The following is a 17,696-nucleotide window of genomic DNA, read 5'->3' as shown; positions in this document are numbered from 1 at the left end:
CGGGAGGGTGGGAATCAGCCGTGAGCGACGGCTCGGGGTCACCCGGCCGTCGTCTGCGGTTGTTTTCGGCTCTCGGGTGGACCGTGGGCGACGGCCGGGGTGGTCGGAACGCGTACTCGACCTTTTCCGATCTTGGCGACGGCCCCGACGAGGCCGCGGGTGGCTGAACGGTGCCTACGCACGGGGCGACCGGGGACGGCGTCCGGCAGACGTGATGGCGTCCGCAGCAGGGTCGACGGTCACACTCATGATCAACTCAAGCTGAGTGGCATGGGACCCGCCCCCGCCGTCGCTGGTGGCTGCCTTGTGCCTCCTGGAGAGCCGTGGACTACGGCTGTGTCCTCGGGGCCGTCGTCGGCGGCTGGGTTCGCGCTTGTTGGAGTGCCGCGGGCGACGGCTCAGCCTTTCGGGCCGTCAGTGATGGTTCATCCGCGCGTCGAAGACGGCCGTGGGCGACGGCTGGGGAGCCCGAGCCGTCAAACATGGTTCCTCCGAGAGCCGAGGGCGGCCCTGGTGGGCGGCCGATGGACCCGAGTCGTCGGCCCGGTTCCAGCCTGCGGCCCGGTTCCAGCCTGCGACCGGGAAACAGCCGTGGGCGACGTGAGTGCATCGGCCGCGGCCCTTGGAGGTACCCGATGCCGCCCATCGGTGGGCCGACGGCCTTGAGCCGGGCGTCCAGACACGTTTCGTGGTCAGCGTGCGAAGCCCGTCCGCGTGGTGATTTCAGGCGCGCTCGGCGCCCGAAGTCACCACACCCGTGGGGGAGCGTGGTGACTTCAGGCGCGCTGGGCACTGTCACCACAGCCGTCGTGGACCGTGGTGATTTCGGGCGCGCTGGACGCCCGAAGTCACCACGCCGGTGGGGGTGTGGTGATTTCGGGCGCGCTGGACGCCCGAAGTCACCACGCCGGTGGGGGTGTGGTGATTACGGGCGCGCTGGACGCCCGAAGTCACCACACCGGTGGGGGTGTGGTGATTACGGGCGCCCTGGACGCCCCAAATCACCACACCCGTGGGGGTGTGGTGATTACGGGTGGTCCGCGCGCCCGAAATCACCACGCAGGCAGACCCTGACTGCTCATTAGGTGTCTAGTGCGTCCGTTCGGGGGCCTACACGACTACACGACTACACGACTGGGCGGACGGACGGGCGGGCGGACGGACGGGCGGGCGGACGGACGGGCGGACGACTGGACGGGCGGGCGGGCGGACGGGCCGCGGCGTGGGAGATCTGGCGGTCTGCTTCGGACTTCGCCGGAAGAGGCGCTCTCCTGTGGGCCGCTGAGCGGGGACCGATGCCGACCCGATCCGACGCCCCAGCCCCTCGTCCCGGGCCACGTGCCGGGGAAGGCCGATCCGAGACCGGGGGTTGAGGCGTCGAGTGCTCTGGGCGTACCCCTGAAAGGGCGTCAGCGGACCGCTCAGAGTGACAAACCATGATTGTTGGGAAAAAGCGGACCCGCAGTGTCGTTGGGGACGTCCTCGCGGGACGCCTCCACCGCCGCCATCGACGACGGCAACTCGAACGGCAGGGTGCCGGTCGCCGGTGCGCGGCCGAACAGTACGTCCAGCAGGGCTTCGTCGCTGGAGCCGAAGCTTCCGACCAGGGCGGCCTTGCCGGAGAGCGGGGTCAGGACGGCCGGCCGGTCCAGCCAGACGTCGACGACCGTCGGGACCGTCCCGGAGACTTCGAGGAGTGGCGCCAGTTCGTCGGCCGTCCATTCGAGGCGGCCGGCGTGGAAGAACGCCTCGAAGCCGCCGCCGCGCTGGTCGAACGGGGCGGCCCGGCGGATGATCGCGGCGTCGGCCTGGGCCGGGTCGTCGACGACCTTGGCGTAGCGGGCGGCCACGGACGGGTCCACGCCGTCGACGTAGATCGTCGCACCTTCGGCGAGGGGCAGCACCGTGCCGTGGTTGTCGAGGACGACGATCGAGCGGCGCTGCGCCTCCAGTCCGGCGGCGAGGAAGACGGGCTTTCCGGCGATCTTCGACGTCTCGGCCGGGTCGACGTAGCGACGTTCGTCGAAGAGGCCGAGCCGGAACTTGTCGAGCAGGATGCGCCGGACCGAGACGTCGATCCGTTCCTCCGTGAGCCGCCCCTGCTCCACCAGATCAATAATCAGTTCCGGACAGTACTCACCGCCGAGTTGATCAGCGCCGGCGTTCAGGATCTTGAGGACGCGGGAGTGCCGGTCCAGGTGTTCGACGCCCCAGGCGCGGGCCGGCATCGGCGAGCCCATGATCTCGGCGTCGGTGACCAGGCCCCAGTCGGTGCAGACCACGCCGTCGAAGCCGTACCGGCCGCGGAGCAGTCCCTCGACGACGCCCTGGCTGAAGCTGAAGCCGACCTCCTCGTACATGGTGCCGACCGGCATCCCGTAGTAGGGCATGACCTGGGCTGCCCCGGCGGCGAAGGCGGCCTCGAACGGCTTCAGGTGGTAGTCCCAGTAACCGCCCGGATAGACCTGCTCCCGCCCGTACGCGAAATGCGCGTCCTCGCCGTTCATCTGCGGCCCGGCGCCGGGGAAGTGTTTGACCATCGCCGCCACGCTGTCCGGCCCGAGTTCGGTGCCCTGCAGGCCGAGGATGTACTCGGTCAGCAGCGCTGAGACAACGGAGGCGTCGGAGCCCAGGGTGCCGCTGGTGCGCGCCCACCGCGGCTCGGTGGCCAGGTCCGCCATCGGGTGCAGGGCGACCCGGATGCCGGTGGCCAGGTATTCCTGGCGGACGGTGTCGGCGAATTCGCGTACCAGAGAAGGGTCTTTGGTGGCGCCCAGGCCGATCGGCTCCGGCCAGGCCGAGAAACCGCCGGCCGACGCCGAGGCCGCGGGGTTGTCGATGACGCCGTGCCGGGGGTCGGTGGAGACGGTGACCGGGATGCCGTGGCCGATCCCGGCGGCGATCTCCTGGATCCGGTTGTGCCATTCGGCGAGCTTGCGGGGCGGCACCGGCGCGAACGTCAGGAGGTTCACGTGGTTGATCAGCTTGTCCTTGAGCAGGAACTCCCAGGACGGGATCATCGCGTCGCCGTCGTGCAGGGTGCCGTCCGGGTTGACCGCGATCATCGTGTGGAACATCAGGCCGGCCTTCTCCGCGAAGGTGAGGCGGCTCATCAGGTCGGTGACCCGTTGGTCCGTGTTCATCGAGATCTCCTTCAAGAACCGAGACGTCAGCGAGCGCCGCGGATCATCTGGACCAGCAGGGAACCGGCGACGGCGACGACCGCGCCGAGGCCGAAGAGCAGGCCGTAGTTGGCGCCACCGCTGCCGATGGCGAGGATCGGGGCGGCCAGGATCGGGACGAGGGACTGGGGCAGGGCGTTGGCGATGTTGAGGACGCCCATGTCCTTGGCCGCGTCGTCCGGGTTGGGCAGTACGTCGGTGGCGAGGGCCAGGTCGACGGCGAGGTAGACGCCCTCGCCGAGGCCGAAGAGCACACAGGCGGCGAGGAAGACCGGGAAGCTTCCGGCGAACGCGATCACCAGCAGGGCGACGGCGAGGACGACACCGGCGCCGAGGACGAACGGCTTGCGCTTGCCGGTGCGGTCGGAGAGCATGCCGCCGAACGTCGAGCCGATCACCAGGCCACCGGTGGTGATCAGGGTGGCGAGCAGGATGCCGCCGGCCACGTTGTCGGTGGTGTACCCGAACCGGTCGATCAGCAGGTACGCCTGGTAGGTGGTGACGCTGGCCAGGCCCATCCAGATCAGGAACCGGCTGAGGATGTTCCAGGCGAAGTCGGGGTGCCGGCGCGGGTTGATGTAGAAGGTGCGCAGGAACTCGCCGAAGCTGTACCGGGCGTGCTGTTCGGCCGCGGCCGGGCGGTCCTTGAGGATCACGATGAGCAGCACCACGGTGGCGACGCCGATCGCGGCCGGGACCAGGAACATCAGCAGGGTGCTGGTGAGGACCGCGGCGATGGCCGTGCCGCCCAGGATGGCGACCGAGGTCATCAGGCCCATGATGCCGCTGACCCGGCCCCGCTGCTGGGTGGGGATCTGGTCGGGCAGCAGGGCGGTGAGCGTCGCGAGGGTGGCGTTGACGCCGAGCTGGGCGATCGCCCATCCGGCGGTCAGGACGCCGATGGTGTCACCGAGTGCGACGATCGTCAGGCCGGCGAAGCCGAGCAGCATGCCGCCGATCAGCCAGGGCCGCCGTTTGCCGAAGCGGGAGGTGGTGCGGTCGGACATCGCGCCGAAGAACGGGTTGCCGATCAGCGCGAGCACCGCGCCGACGGAGAGGACCGTGCCGAGGGCGGCGGACTTGTCGTTCGGCGCGATCTGGGCGACCCGGATCGACATGGTGACCACGACGGGCGTGAGGATCGTGAGGTACGCGCCGAGTTGCGCGAGGGCCATCGCGACGATCAGCCGGGTGGGCGCGTCGGGGGCTGCGGGAGGAGCGGCCGGCGATGCGGAAGCGGGGCTCGGGTGAAGAGTGGTCATCGCACACCTCGGAGGGGTTTGTTAACGCCTTGTTTTCTGAAGGTATCGATTCCATTTGCACCGAACCAGAGGTCATAAGGGCTGGTCATAGCCATGATTCGCCTGTGTCTCTGCTTTTCGGCAAGTCGTTTTGCCACCTTTGCCCTTCGCTGGGTGTGAGGTCGCTCGCATCGCCACGTCAATAACGTCCAGATCTGGCAAAACCCCGGCGTAGGGTTCCCGCATGAACCCGCCCACCGGCCGTCGCGTGCATCTGGTACGCCGCGATCTGCTGCTGTCGGTGGTGCGCGAGGCCGGCCGGATCAGCCGCGCCGATCTGGTCCGGCGCACCGGCATGGCCCGGATGACGGTGAACGGTCTGGTCACCGATCTGCTCGCCGCCGGCCTGCTGGCCGAGAGCGAGGCGGTGGCCGACGGCACCCGCTCCGGCCGGCCCGCCCGCTCGCTCACCCTGGGACCCGCGGCCGGCGGTGTGGTCGGCGCGGTGGTCGCCGCGGACGGGATCCGCGTCGCGGTGGCCGGGCTGACCGGGGAGATCCGCACCGAGCGGACCTGGCGCACCGGCACCGCCGACCCGGCCGTCGCCCTCGACGCGGTGGCCACCCTGATCGCCGAGTGCGAGGCCGAGATCGGCGGCCGGGTCTGGTCCACCGTCGTCGGACTGTCCGCCCCGATCAGCGGCGGCGTCGTGCAGGCCAGCAGCGTGCTGCCCGGCTGGGCGGGCGTCGCGCCCGGACCGGAGCTGCAGCGCCGCCTCGGGCACCGGGTGACCGCCCGCAACGACGCCGACCTCTGCCTGCTCGGCGAGGTGGGATACGGCGTCGCCGCCGGCCACCAGGACGTCTGTTACGTCCGTGTCGCCTCCGGCATCGGCTGCGGCCTGCTCCTCGGCGGCGTGGTCCACCACGGCGCGACCGGGGTGGCCGGCGAGATCGGGCACGTCCAGGTGGACGAGACCGGGGCGCTCTGCCGCTGCGGCAACCGCGGCTGCCTGGAGACCATCGCCTCACCCCGGGAGATCCTGCGGGCTCTGGAGATGACGTACGGCGAGCAGCTCACCCCGGCCCGGGCGGTGGCATTGGCGCGTACCGACGCCACCGCGGAACGGGTGCTCGCCGACGCCGGCCGGATGATCGGCCGGGTGGTCGCCGACCTGGCCAACACGATCAACCCGTCGCTGGTGGTGCTGGACGGCCCACTGATCGACGCGGACGGCCCGATCATCGCCGGGGTCCGCGACTCGTTGCGGCACTACTCCCAGCCGGAGGTGGCCGCCTCCACGGCGGTGCTGGTCAGCGCGCTCGGCGGCCGGTCCGCCCTGCTCGGTGCGATCGCCGCCGCGCTGAACGCCACGCCCACCGCCCGGGGGAGCCGCGCCTTCGCCCGGGTCGCGGCCGAGGGCCCGCTGGGTTCCCGGGAGCGGGCGGTCCGCCGCGACATGCTCACCGACGCGCTGCGCGGACGCGGCCCGACGTCCCGCAGCGACCTCGTGAAGCTCACCGGGCTGCCCCGGGCCGCGGTCGCCGAACTACTGGCCGGTCTCCAGCACGACGGGGTGGTCGAGCAGTGCCGCCCGGAGGGCACCCGGACCGGCCGCCCGTCCCCGCACTTCCGGCTGCCCGCCGGCGAGGGCCTGCTGATCGGCCTGTCGTTCGAGGGGGAGGGCATCCGGGTCGCGGTCGCCGACGGCTCCGGCGAGGTCCGGTTCACCGACTTCCGGGCGATCCCGATGACCAGCGGCGACACCCGGCCGGCCCTGCGGGCGCTCGGCGGCCTGGCCCTGGACCTGCTGGGCCGCAACGGTCTGCGGCTCGGGCCGGGCACACCGGTGGCGATGAGCGTGCCGGCCCCGGTGCACCCGGTCACCGGTCATCTCGGCGAGCACAGCGTGCTGCCGATGTTCTCCGGCTTCTCGCCGGGCGAGGTGGTCGCCGAGGTGCTCGGATGCCCGGTCCGGGTCTACAACAACGCCCAGCTCGCGGCGCTCGCCGAGAGCCGCCGCGGCGCCGCCCGGGGCGCCCGCGACCTGCTCTATCTCAGCGCCGACCAGCACGCCGGGGCCGGGATCCTGGCCGGCGGCCGGATGCACGGCGGCGCCATCGGGTACGCCGGCGAGGTCGGTCACCTGACCGTCCGCGACGTCGGGCCGTTCTGTCTCTGCGGGCGCCGCGGCTGCCTGTCCGCCTTCCTGTCCCCGGGCTGGTTCGGCGCGATCCTGGAACGCCGTGCCGGTGACGGGCCGGCCGGCGAGGACCGGCTGCTCGACCTGGCCGCGCACGGCGACCGTCCCGCCCAGCGCGCCCTGCTGGACGCCGGCCGGATGATCGGCCGGACCGTCACCCCGCTCTGCGACGTGCTCAACCCTGCCGTGGTGGTGGTCGGCGGGCGCTTCATCGAGCCGGGTGTCCAGGTGGTCGACGGCGTCCGGGAGGCCCTGCAACGGCACTGCGCCCCGAGCGCGGCGGCCGGCCTGACGGTGGTCCCGGCGGCCCTCGGACGCGAGGCCCAGGTACTGGGAGCGGTGGACTCCCTGCGGTTTTCCGGAAACCGGATCGAAACCCACAGGTCTTCACGGGGTGGTGACGAGGGCCTCACCAGGGCCGGTTAGAGTTCGGGTGCGGCCCGCCCCGGGCCTGGCAACGCTGCCGACGACCGTTCCCGGGGTCCTTGCGGGTCATCTGCATCTCGCTACCCGATCCAGGGGAAGGACGAGGAAAATCATGCGTATCGGCGTGCTCACCGGGGGCGGCGACTGCCCCGGTCTCAACGCGGTCATCCGTGCCGTGGTCCGCAAGGGCGTCACCGCCTACGGCCACGAGTTCGTCGGGTTCCGTGACGGCTGGAAGGGCCCGCTGGAGGGTCTGACGAAGCCGCTGGGCATCGCGGAGGTCCGTGGCATCCTGCCGCGCGGCGGCACGATCCTGGGCTCTTCCCGGACCAACCCGTTCAAGATCGACGGTGGCGTCGAGAAGATCAAGGCGAACCTGGCCGAGCAGGGTGTGGACGCGCTGGTCGCGATCGGCGGCGAGGACACCCTCGGCGTCGCCACCAAGCTGCACGACCTGGGCGTCAATGTCGTCGGCGTGCCGAAGACGATCGACAACGACCTCAACGGCACCGACTACACGTTCGGCTTCGACACCGCGGTCAACATCGCGATGGAGGCCATCGACCGGCTGCACACCACCGCCGAGTCGCACCACCGCACCCTGGTCGTCGAGGTCATGGGCCGCCACGCGGGCTGGATCGCCCTGCACGCCGGTCTCGCCGGTGGCGCCAACGTGATCCTGCTGCCGGAGCGCAAGTTCGACGTGGACCAGGTCGCCACCTACGTGACCAAGCGCTTCCAGGTGGAGTACGCGCCCATCGTCGTCGTCGCGGAGGGCGCTCAGCCCCTCGACGGCCAGATGGTCCTGCACAACCAGGAGCTCGACAACTTCGGCCACGTCCGCCTCGGCGGCATCGGCCAGTGGCTCGCCGAGCAGATCGAGGAGAAGACCGGCAAGGAGGCCCGCACGGTCGTCCTCGGTCACATCCAGCGCGGTGGCACCCCGACCGCGTTCGACCGGGTGCTCTCCACCCGGTTCGGCCTGCAGGCGATCGACGCCGTCCACGAGGGCGACTTCGGCAAGATGGTGGCGCTGCGCGGCACCGACATCGTCCGGATCCCGCTGATCGAGGGCACCGGCGAGCTGAAGACCGTTCCGCTCGAGCGTTACGAAGAGGCCGAGGTCTTCTTCGGCAACTGATCGACCACGCGATAATGCCGGGGACGCAGCACGCGTCCCCGGCATTTCGTCGTTTCAGGGGGGTTCTGCCATGTCGGACCACACGGTCGCGGTTCTCGGAGCGGGCAAGATGGGCGAACTCGTCCTCGCCGGCATCCTGCGGGCCGGCCGTCCGGCGGTCGCGACCGCCCGCCGTGCCGAGCGCGCCGCCGAGCTGACCGACCGGCACGGCGTGACGGTCCTGCCCAACGACCAGGCGGTGTCGGGGGCGGACATCCTGGTGATCGGCGTCAAACCGCAGGATGCCGGAAAGCTGCTCGACGAGATCGCCCCGCACGTCACCCCGGACAAGCTCGTCGTCTCGCTCTGCGCGGGCCTGCCGACGGCGTTCTTCGCCGCCCGCCTGTCCGACGACGTCCCGGTCGTCCGCGTCATGACCAACACCCCGGCCCTGGTCGGCGCGGCGGTCAGCGCGATCTCCCCGGGCGCGCGGGCGACCGCCGAGCACGTGGCGATCGCGGAGGAACTGTTCCGCCCGCTCGGCGCGACCGTCCACGTCCCGGAGTACCAGCAGGACGCCGTGACGGCGCTGTCCGGTTCCGGGCCGGCCTACTACTACCTGATCGCCGAGGCGATGATCGAGGCCGGCGTCCGGCTCGGCCTGCCGCGCCAGGTGGCCCACCAGCTGATCGTGCAGACCGCGGTGGGTTCGGCGGCGATGCTGCGGGACTCCGGCGAGCACCCGGCACTGCTGCGCGAGGCCGTGACGTCCCCGGCCGGGACGACGGCTGCGGCTCTGCGCGAGATGGAGAATCATGGGGTACGCGCTGCGCTCGGTGCCGCCCTCGAGGCTGCCCGCGACCGCGCCCGGGAGATCGCCGACGACATGCGCTGACCTGGTGTGACCTGTCCCGTGGTCCGGCCGGTCGCCGGACGCGCGGGGCAGGGACGGTTGCCGGCCGGTCAGTACCAGATGGCGATCCGGCTGCCGGCGTCCTCCTCGGGCGGGCTCGGGTGGCTCTGGGCCGCGCCGGTTGCCACCCGGTGTGCCGTCCAGGCGACCGCGGCCGCGTCCAGGATGTCGTCGGGCGGGGCCTGGCCGGCCGGGCCGAGTCGTTCCGGCAGCACGATGCCGTTCGCGGCGAGCAGTTCGCGGCGGCGGGCCTGACCGCTCCAGGTCTTCTTCGAGAACGGCAGCGGTTCGCCGGCCATGGTCCGGAACGACACCTCCGGGTGCGCCTCGAAGAGCAGGCCGGGGTGGCGTTCCCAGATGGCGTTGGCCTCGAGGAGTTTGGCCCGCAGCGCCCACGACTGCCGGCTCAGACCGGCGCCGGTCATCTGCCGGCAGACCCGGTTGGCCGAGGCGAAGTCGTTCTCCTGCCAGACGGCCCGCGGCGGAACCCGGAAGACGCTGCTGCGCCGGGGCCCGAGCTGGTCGGCGGCGAGGGTGTCGGCGGCGCGCCAGCGGTCCGGGAGCATGCCGAGCGGGATGTCGACGCCGATCACCGCGGCGCCGGAGCTGCCCGCGACGATCTCGTAGAGCGTGGCGGCGAGCACCGCCCGTCCGAAGACGCCGTCGCGCAGCTCGACGCCGACCCAGCCGAGCGCGTACGCGTCGACCCCGATGACGTGGATGCTCATCAGCGGGGCAGCAGCTTCTCGATCGTCGCCACGAGGCCGGGATCGTCCGGTGTGGTGCCCGGGTCGAAGCGGGCGGCGACGGTCCCGTCCGGGGCCACCACGAACTTCTCGAAGTTCCATTGGATGTCCGGGCCGTCGCCGGTCAGCTCGCGGTAGAGCGGGTGGCGGCCGGGGCCGTTCACCTCGATCTTCTCGGTCAGCGGGAAGGTCACGCCGAAGTTGACCCGGCAGAACTCGTCGATCTCGGTGGCGGAGCCGGGTTCCTGGTGGGCGAACTGGTCGCAGGGTGCGCCGAGCAGCACCAGGCCGCGGTCCCGGTAGGTCTCGTAGAGCCTCTGCAGCCCGTCGTACTGCGGGGTGAATCCGCACCGCGAGGCCACATTGACCACCAGTACCACCGATCCGCGGTAACGGTCCAAATCGGTCGGGCCACCGGTGAGAGCGCCGATGTTGACGTCGAAGATGGTCATGGCGAAAGACTACGCGCAGTGTCTATTCGAATGCACGCCGTCGTGTTCCGTGCCTCAATGTTAAACACGCCTTAAAGCTGTTCACCTTCCTTGACTGTTGTTCATCGATGTGACTACCGTCTCCTCATCCCTCTCTTCGGAAAGTTTCCTAACTAATAAGGAGACGTCCCGTGCCCACTTCCCCCCGCCGAGCGCTGTTCGCGGCCTCGATCGTGCTCGCGGCGAGCGTCGCGGTCCCCCTCGCCTCGGCGACCGCCGCGTCCGCAGCCGCCTGCGCCCCCGCGTGGAGCTCCTCCGCCGTCTACGTCAAGGACAACGTCGCCTCCCAGGGCGGCCACAACTACACCGCGAAGTGGTGGACCCAGAACGAGTCGCCGGCCACCCACAGCGGCCAGTGGGACGTCTGGGTCGACGGCGGCGCCTGCGGCGGCACCGACCCGACCACGCCGCCCACCACCACCCCGCCCACGACACCCCCGACCACCCCGCCCACGACACCCCCGACGACCGGGGACAAATGGGTCGTCGGGTACTTCGCCGAGTGGGGCGTCTACGCCCGCAACTACCACGTCAAGAACATCGACACGTCCGGCTCGGCGTCCAAGCTCACCCACATCCTGTACGCGTTCGCCAACACCACCGGCGGCCGCTGCAGCATCGGTGACTCGTACGCCGACTACGAGAAGGCGTACACCGCGGCGGAGAGCGTCGACGGCGTCGCGGACACCTGGGACCAGCCGCTGCGGGGCTCGTTCAACCAGCTCCGCAAGCTCAAGGCCAAGTACCCGCACCTCAAGGTGATCTACTCGGTCGGCGGCTGGACCTGGTCCGGCGGCTTCACCCAGGCCGCGGCCAACCCGGCGGCGTTCGCCGAGTCCTGCTACAACCTGGTCGAGGACCCGCGCTGGGCCGACGTCTTCGACGGCATCGACATCGACTGGGAGTACCCGAACGCCTGCGGCCTCTCCTGCGACGCCAGCGGCCCGGCCGCGTACGCCAACGTGATCTCCGCGCTGCGGACGAAGTTCGGCAGCAACAACCTGATCACCTCGGCGATCAGCGCGGACGGCAGCGCCGGCGGCAAACTCGACGTGGCCGACTACGCCACCGGCATCGCGAAGCTCGACAAGGTCTTCCCGATGACCTACGACTACTTCGGCGCGTTCGCCCCGCAGGGACCGACCGCCCCGCACTCGCCGCTCACCTCCTACACCGGCATCCCGCAGGCCGGCTTCAACTCGGACGCGGCGATCCAGAAGCTCAAGGCCAAGGGCGTACCGGCGAGCAAGATCCTGCTCGGCATCGGCTTCTACGGCCGCGGCTGGACCGGCGTCACCCAGGCGGCCCCCGGCGGCTCGGCGACCGGCGCGGCACCGGGCACCTACGAGCCCGGCATCGAGGACTACAAGGTCCTCAAGAACAGCTGCCCGGCCACCGGCACCGTCGGCGGCACCGCCTACGCCTACTGCGGCGGCAACTGGTGGAGCTACGACACCCCGGCGACCATCGGCGGCAAGCTGACCTACGCCAAGAACCAGGGCCTCGGCGGCGCGTTCTTCTGGGAACTCTCCGGCGACACCACCAACGGCGAGCTGATCTCGGCGATCAAGAGCAACCTTTAGGCGTACGCGACAAGGGTCCTGATCGTGGGTCATTGAGTGGGAAGCGGGGCACCGGGCGCGAGCCGGGTGCCCCGCTTCCGTAGGCTTTCACCCATGCGCCGTGAGTGGCATCAGCTCAGTCACCCGGGGGTGGGCAACCCGGCCTTGCAGACGTCCCGCCCGTCCACCGACTCCGCCGAGGACGAAGCCCTCGGCCTCGACCGCTGGCGTGACCTGCCGCGCGTGCAGATGCCGCCCTGGCCGGACATGGCCGAGGTCGCCGAGGTCTGCAAGGTCCTCGACACCGTCCCGTCGATCGTCGCGCCCTACGAGGTCGACCAGTTGCGGCACCGGCTCGCCGAGGTCTGCGAGGGCCGCGCGTTCCTGTTGCAGGGCGGCGACTGTGCCGAGACGTTCGCCGACAACACCGAGAGCCACCTGCTCGCCAACGCGCGCACCCTGCTGCAGATGGCGGTGGTGCTGACCTACGGCGCGTCGATGCCGGTGGTCAAGGTGGCCCGGGTCGCCGGGCAGTACACCAAGCCCCGGTCCGCGCCGACCGACTCGCTGGGCCTGCCGGCCTACCGCGGCGACCTGATCAACTCGCTGGACGCGAACGAGGCGGCCCGCGTCGCCGACCCGCAGCGCATGATCCGGGCCTACGCCAACTCGGCGGCCGCGATGAACATGCTGCGCGCCTACCTGTCCGGCGGCCTCGCCGACCTGAACGGTCTGCACGACTGGAACAAGGACTTCGTCCGTGCCTCCCCGGCCGGCGAGCGCTACGAGGCGATCGCCCGCGAGATCGACCGCGCGCTCGACTTCATCCGCGCCTGCGGCATGACCGACAGCGAGGCGCTGCGTACGGTCAGCCTCTACTGCTCGCACGAGGCCCTCGCGCTGGAGTACGACCGGGCGCTCACCCGGGTCTCCGACGGCCGCGCCTACGGACTGTCCGGCCACTTCCTGTGGATCGGCGAGCGCACCCGCCAGCTCGACCACGCGCACATCGACTTCATCAGCCGGATCGCCAACCCGATCGGCGTCAAGCTCGGCCCCGGCACCTCCCCGGAGACCGCGCTCGAGCTGTGCGAGAAGCTGAACCCGGAGAACATCCCGGGCCGGCTCACCCTGATCAGCCGGATGGGCAACGGCAAGGTCCGCGACACCCTCCCGCCGATCGTGGAGAAGGTGCACGCCTCCGGCGCCAAGGTCGTCTGGCAGTGCGACCCGATGCACGGCAACACCCACGAGTCGTCGAACGGCTACAAGACCCGGCACTTCGACCGGGTCGTCGACGAGGTGCTCGGCTACTTCGAGGTGCACCGCGGCCTCGGCACCCACCCGGGCGGCATTCACATCGAGCTGACCGGCGAGGACGTCACCGAGTGCCTGGGCGGCGCGCAGGGGATCGAGGACCTCGACCTGCCGGACCGCTACGAGACCGCCTGCGACCCGCGGCTCAACACCCAGCAGAGCCTGGAGCTCGCGTTCCTGGTGGCGGAGATGCTCCGTGGCTGACCGGCTTGCTCGCTTTTCTGAGGGGTCGTTCCGTGGCTGACCGGCTTGTCGCCGATTTGCGGTCGGACACGGTGACCCGGCCGACCGCCGGCATGCGCGAGGCGATGGCCACCGCGGCCGTCGGCGACGACGTCTTCGGCGACGACCCCACGGTCAACGCGCTGGAGCAGCACGTCGCGACGCTCTTCGGGCACGAGGCGGCCCTGTTCGCCCCGTCCGGCACGATGGCCAACCAGATCGCCCTGCAACTCGTCGTCCCACCCGGTGGCGAGTTGCTGGCCGGCGCCGACGCCCACGTGCTCACCTACGAGCTGGGCGCGACCGCGGCGCTCGGCGGCATCTCGTCGCGGACCTGGTCGCCGGACGGCACCGATCTGGACGTCGACCGGATCGCCGCGATGATCCGCCCGGCCGGCTTCCCGTCGCTGCCCACCTCGGCGATCGCCGTCGAGCAGACCCACAACCTCGGCGGCGGCACCGTGGCACCGCTGTCCGCGCTGCGTGACCTGCGCGCGGTCGCCGACGCGAACGGTCTGGCCCTGCACTGCGACGGTGCCCGGATCTGGCACGCGCACGTCGCCGACGGCGTCCCCCTCGCCGAGTACGGCGAACTCTTCGACACCCTGTCGGTGTGCCTCTCCAAGGGACTCGGCGCCCCGGTCGGCTCGGTGATCGTGGGCAACCGGGAGCGGATCGCCCGGGCCCGTGTCATCCGCAAGCGCATGGGCGGCGGGATGCGCCAGGTGGGCATCCTCGCGGCTGCCGGGCGGTACGCGCTGGACCACCACGTGCAGCGCCTCGCCGAGGACCACGACCGGGCCTGCCGGCTGGCCGAGGCGCTCGCGCCGTTCGGGGTGGTCGACCCGGAGCGGGTCCGGACGAACCTGGTGGTCCTGGACCTGTCCAAGACCTCTCTGGACGCGCCGGCACTGGCCGCCGAGGCGGCGCGCCGCGACGTGCTGATCGCCGCGATGCTGCCCACCAAGGCGCGGCTGGTCACCCACCTCGACCTCGGCGACGCCGCGGTGGACCGGGCCATCGAGGTGCTCTCGGAGCTGCTGGCGGGCTGAATCCGCCGTTCTGCTGGAGGCCGTGACGTGGCTGCCGATAGGTGGCTACGTTATGGCGAACACACTTACCGCCCGCAGGGCCACCACACTCGCCGCCGTCGCGGCCGTGGTCGCCGGTGCCGGAGCGGTGACCATCGCCTCGCCGGGCGCCGCGTACTCCGCGGCGGGCCACCGGCGTGTGACCCTGGCCGCCACCCCGACACCGACGCCCACCTCCCTCTCCACGGCTGCCGCGGCCGCAGTTCCGGTCCTCGCCAGTCTCACGCCGACAGCCGGCACCGTCGACGGCGGCGGGTACGTCACCATCCTCGGGTCCGGCTTCATCACCCAGGGCAGCTCGGACGTGCCGACCGTCTCGTTCGGTGACGTGCCGTCCGAGACGGTCCGGGTGCTGACCGATGCGAAACTGGTCGCCCAGGTGCCGGCGGGCACGGCCGGGACGGTCAAGGTCACGGTGTCCAATGCGGCGGGGAAGAGCATCAATCCCAATGCGACCTACGCGTACCGGTCGGCGCTGGGATTGACGTTCAACGACGTCACGGCCCGGCTCGCCGGCGGCACCGCGTTCACCGCCGAGGTCACCGGGGACACCGTCGGCAGCACCGCCAAGGCGTTCGCCGCTCTCAAGATCACTGTCAAGGTGGGTGGCGTCGCCGGCACGGTGACGTGGGTGGACGCCACCCACGTGAAGATCAACATCCCGGCGGCGGGCACGTCGGGCAGCGCGACCGTGCAACTCTTCCAGGACGGGTACGCCGGACCGGAATCCACCGCGAAGGTGCTCTACCCGGCCGTCGTCGGCGCCGTCGCCCCGGCCAAGGTCAGCACCGACGGCGGTGTCACCGTCAAGATCACCGGCCTGGGGTTCCTCGGGGTGGACACGACCGACCCGGCGTCGGTCACCTTCGGCGGTGACCCGGCGACCTCGTTCGAGGTGGTCTCCAACACGGTGATCACCGCCGTGACACCGGCCCGCGCGAACGGGACCGCTGCGGTCGCCGTGACCACGAAGGGCGGCACCAGCGCGGAGGCAACCGGGGCGAAGGTCGCCTACCGGTCGGCACTCACCCTGGACACGTCGGTCAGCGGCACCCAACTGCCGGCGGGCGGCGGGCCGTACCTGCTGACCATCAGCGGCGGGACACTGGGCGCGGACGTCAAGGCGTACGCCGCCGAAGCGGTCAGCGTGCAGATGGGCAAGACGAAACTGGGGGCGACCTACGTCGACCCCACCCACATGCGGGTCACGCTGCCGACGATCACCGCGGCCTCGGTGGACCTGACCGTCCTGCACGACACCATCGCCGGGACGCCCACCACGTTCACCGTGGCGCCCGTCGTCACCGCCCTGTCGATCGCCGCGGACACCCTCGCCGGGGGCAAGAAGGTCGTGGTCAAGGTGGCCGGTGCGGAGGTCGCGGCGGCCACCGACTTCAAGTTCGGGGAGAACGCGGCCACCTGCACCTCCAGCGGCACCGGGACGGCGGTCGTCTTCACCTGTGTCGTCCCGCCGGCCACCCAGGCCGGGCCGGTGGCGGTCACCTTCACCTCGGGCAGCGGCACGGCCAGCCGGTACACGGCCGCGGCGACCTTCAGCTACACCGACATCGACTGAGAGGCCATGGTGACTGCCATGCCGGTATTGACGCACGCTCGCCGGACGGCCGGGATCGCGGCCGCGGCCGCTCTGGCGGTGACGGCGGCCGGAGTCGCCCCGGTATCCGCCGCCTCGGCCGTCTCGGCTTCCGGGGTGTCGCGGGCAGCCGCCTCGGCCTCCGGGGTGTCGCGGGCAGCCGTCTCGGCCTCCGGAGTGTCGCGGGCAGCCGCCTCGGCTTCCGGAGTGTCGCGGGCAGCCGCTGAGAACACGTTGACCGCGGAGTTCGAGAGTGGCATCGCCGCCAAGGCGACCGGCGGCACGGTCATCCCGGTGACCGTCTCGGGCGGCACCGTCGGCGAGACCCGGCAGGCCTTCACCGCGATGAAGGTCACCGTGAAGATCGGCGGCCTGGCCGCGCAGACCACCTGGGTGGACGCGACCACCCTCAAGGTCGTCGCGCCGTCGACCACGAAGGCCACCTCGGCCACGATGATCATCTACGTGAACGGTGTGCCGGGGCCGGAGTCCAGCGCGACCGTCGGCTACGTGCCGGGCGTCTCCGGGGTCCTGCCGACCCGGATCAGCACCGCCGGCGGCACCACGATCACCATCGCCGGCGTAGGTTTCCTCGGCGTCGACGCCACCGACGCGTCCGCGGTCACCGTCGGCGGCACCCCGGCCACCTCGGTCACCGTCGTCTCCGCCACGAAGATCACCGCGGTGGCGCCGGCCGGCACCAACGGCAGCGCCGACGTGGTGGTGTCGTCCGCGGGCGGCGGGAGCCCGGTCATCACGGCGAGCAAGACCACGTACCGGGCGGCACTGACCATCGACACCACCGGCGGTGAACTGGTGGCCAAGGCGTCCGGCGGTCCGCTGGTCCTCACCGTCCTGGGCGGCTCGATCGGCACCGACGTCAAGACGTTCACCGCCGAACGGATCAGCGTCGCGATGGGCTCGAAGACCCTGGCGGCCGTCTTCGTCGACGAGACCCACCTCAAGGTGACCATGCCGGCGAGCACCGCGGAGACGGCGGACCTGGCGATCGTGCACGACACCGTCGCCGGTGAATCCACCCCGGTGACCCTGGCACCCGTCGTGACCAGCCTGTCGGTGAAGACCGACACGATCGCCGGCGGCAAGACCACGGTCGTCAAGGCGGCCGGCGCCGACCTGGCGAACGCCACCGACTTCAAGTTCGGGGAGAACGCGGCCACCTGTACGACCCTCGGCTCCGGGACGGCACTGACGTTCTCCTGCACGGTCCCGCCGGCCACCGCGGCCGGCCCGGTGTGGGTCAGCTTCACCGCAGGCAGTGGCCGGGCGAGCCGCTTCACCGCCGCGTCGACGTTCGCCTACACCGACAACTGACCGGCAACTGAGCGGCAACTGACCGAAATCTGAGCGGCAACTGAGCGGCAACTGAGCGGGGCCCGGACGGATGCCGCTCCGGTCAGGCACCCCAGCCGTCGCTCACGGTTCTCCGCGACCGCAACCACCACCGGCGACGGCCCGGGTCCGCCGACCGTCGTCCAGGGTTGTTTTTGCCTTGCAGGTGGGCCGTGGTGGACGGCTGGGTCGGTTGAGCCGTCGTCCAGGGTTGTTTTTGCCTTGCAGGTGGGCC

12 protein-coding genes are annotated in these 17,696 nt (G+C 71.2%); 8 read left to right on the top strand and 4 right to left on the bottom strand.

Features of this window, described 5'->3' with window-relative positions; translation table 11 throughout:
- Nucleotides 1-1,421 precede the first annotated feature (1,421 nt).
- Complete coding sequence (locus tag WH85_RS44015) at nt 1,422-3,143, bottom strand: glycoside hydrolase family 3 protein (RefSeq protein ID WP_045748164.1); 1,722 nt, start codon at nt 3,141-3,143, stop codon at nt 1,422-1,424.
- A gap of 26 nt (nt 3,144-3,169) precedes the next feature.
- Entirely contained in the window at nt 3,170-4,444 is a 1,275-nt protein-coding gene (locus WH85_RS44010) for an MFS transporter (RefSeq protein WP_045748160.1), read from the bottom strand.
- Nucleotides 4,445-4,667: 223 nt separating this feature from the next.
- Here WH85_RS44010 and WH85_RS47950 point away from each other — a divergent pair, with 223 nt between their 5' ends.
- The 3 genes from WH85_RS47950 to proC all read left to right on the top strand — a co-directional run bounded on the left by WH85_RS47950 (nt 4,668) and on the right by proC (nt 9,067).
- Complete coding sequence (locus WH85_RS47950) at nt 4,668-7,052, top strand: ROK family transcriptional regulator (RefSeq protein ID WP_052721246.1); 2,385 nt, start codon at nt 4,668-4,670, stop codon at nt 7,050-7,052.
- A 112-nt stretch (nt 7,053-7,164) separates the two neighbouring features.
- Complete coding sequence (locus tag WH85_RS43995; protein WP_045748159.1) at nt 7,165-8,193, top strand: 6-phosphofructokinase; 1,029 nt, start codon at nt 7,165-7,167, stop codon at nt 8,191-8,193.
- A 70-nt stretch (nt 8,194-8,263) separates the two neighbouring features.
- A complete protein-coding gene (proC, locus tag WH85_RS43990; protein WP_045748158.1) occupies nt 8,264-9,067 on the top strand; it encodes a pyrroline-5-carboxylate reductase in 804 nt (267 codons plus the stop codon).
- 68 nt (nt 9,068-9,135) lie between these two features.
- Here proC and WH85_RS43985 read toward each other — a convergent pair whose 3' ends face one another.
- The gene (locus WH85_RS43985) at nt 9,136-9,813 is read right to left on the bottom strand and encodes a DUF429 domain-containing protein (protein ID WP_045748157.1); all 678 of its coding nucleotides are present in this window, start codon (nt 9,811-9,813) and stop codon (nt 9,136-9,138) included.
- Entirely contained in the window at nt 9,813-10,283 is a 471-nt protein-coding gene (locus WH85_RS43980) for a glutathione peroxidase (protein WP_045748156.1), read from the bottom strand. The genes WH85_RS43985 and WH85_RS43980 overlap by 1 nt, the downstream gene beginning before the upstream one ends.
- A 170-nt stretch (nt 10,284-10,453) precedes the next feature.
- Here WH85_RS43980 and WH85_RS43975 point away from each other — a divergent pair, with 170 nt between their 5' ends.
- The 5 genes from WH85_RS43975 to WH85_RS43955 all read left to right on the top strand — a co-directional run bounded on the left by WH85_RS43975 (nt 10,454) and on the right by WH85_RS43955 (nt 17,443).
- On the top strand, nt 10,454-11,905 hold the full coding sequence (locus WH85_RS43975; protein WP_045748155.1) for a glycosyl hydrolase family 18 protein: 1,452 nt from the start codon (nt 10,454-10,456) through the stop codon (nt 11,903-11,905).
- 93 nt (nt 11,906-11,998) lie between these two features.
- Nucleotides 11,999-13,405, top strand: a complete 1,407-nt coding sequence (locus WH85_RS43970; protein ID WP_045748154.1) for a class II 3-deoxy-7-phosphoheptulonate synthase — start codon at nt 11,999-12,001, stop codon at nt 13,403-13,405.
- 32 nt (nt 13,406-13,437) lie between these two features.
- On the top strand, nt 13,438-14,475 hold the full coding sequence (locus tag WH85_RS43965) for a threonine aldolase family protein (RefSeq protein ID WP_083449727.1): 1,038 nt from the start codon (nt 13,438-13,440) through the stop codon (nt 14,473-14,475).
- Between the two features lie 52 nt (nt 14,476-14,527).
- Nucleotides 14,528-16,090: an IPT/TIG domain-containing protein gene (locus tag WH85_RS43960; protein WP_045748153.1), complete on the top strand. Its 1,563-nt coding sequence runs from the start codon at nt 14,528-14,530 to the stop codon at nt 16,088-16,090.
- An 18-nt stretch (nt 16,091-16,108) separates the two neighbouring features.
- Nucleotides 16,109-17,443: an IPT/TIG domain-containing protein gene (locus tag WH85_RS43955; protein ID WP_157411598.1), complete on the top strand. Its 1,335-nt coding sequence runs from the start codon at nt 16,109-16,111 to the stop codon at nt 17,441-17,443.
- Nucleotides 17,444-17,696 lie beyond the last annotated feature (253 nt).

The sequence above is a fragment of the Actinoplanes rectilineatus genome (assembly GCF_000962825.1).
Lineage (GTDB): Bacteria > Actinomycetota > Actinomycetes > Mycobacteriales > Micromonosporaceae > Actinoplanes > Actinoplanes rectilineatus.
Note: the sequence above shows the minus strand (reverse complement) of the source record. Positions and strands in the feature narration are given on the sequence as shown.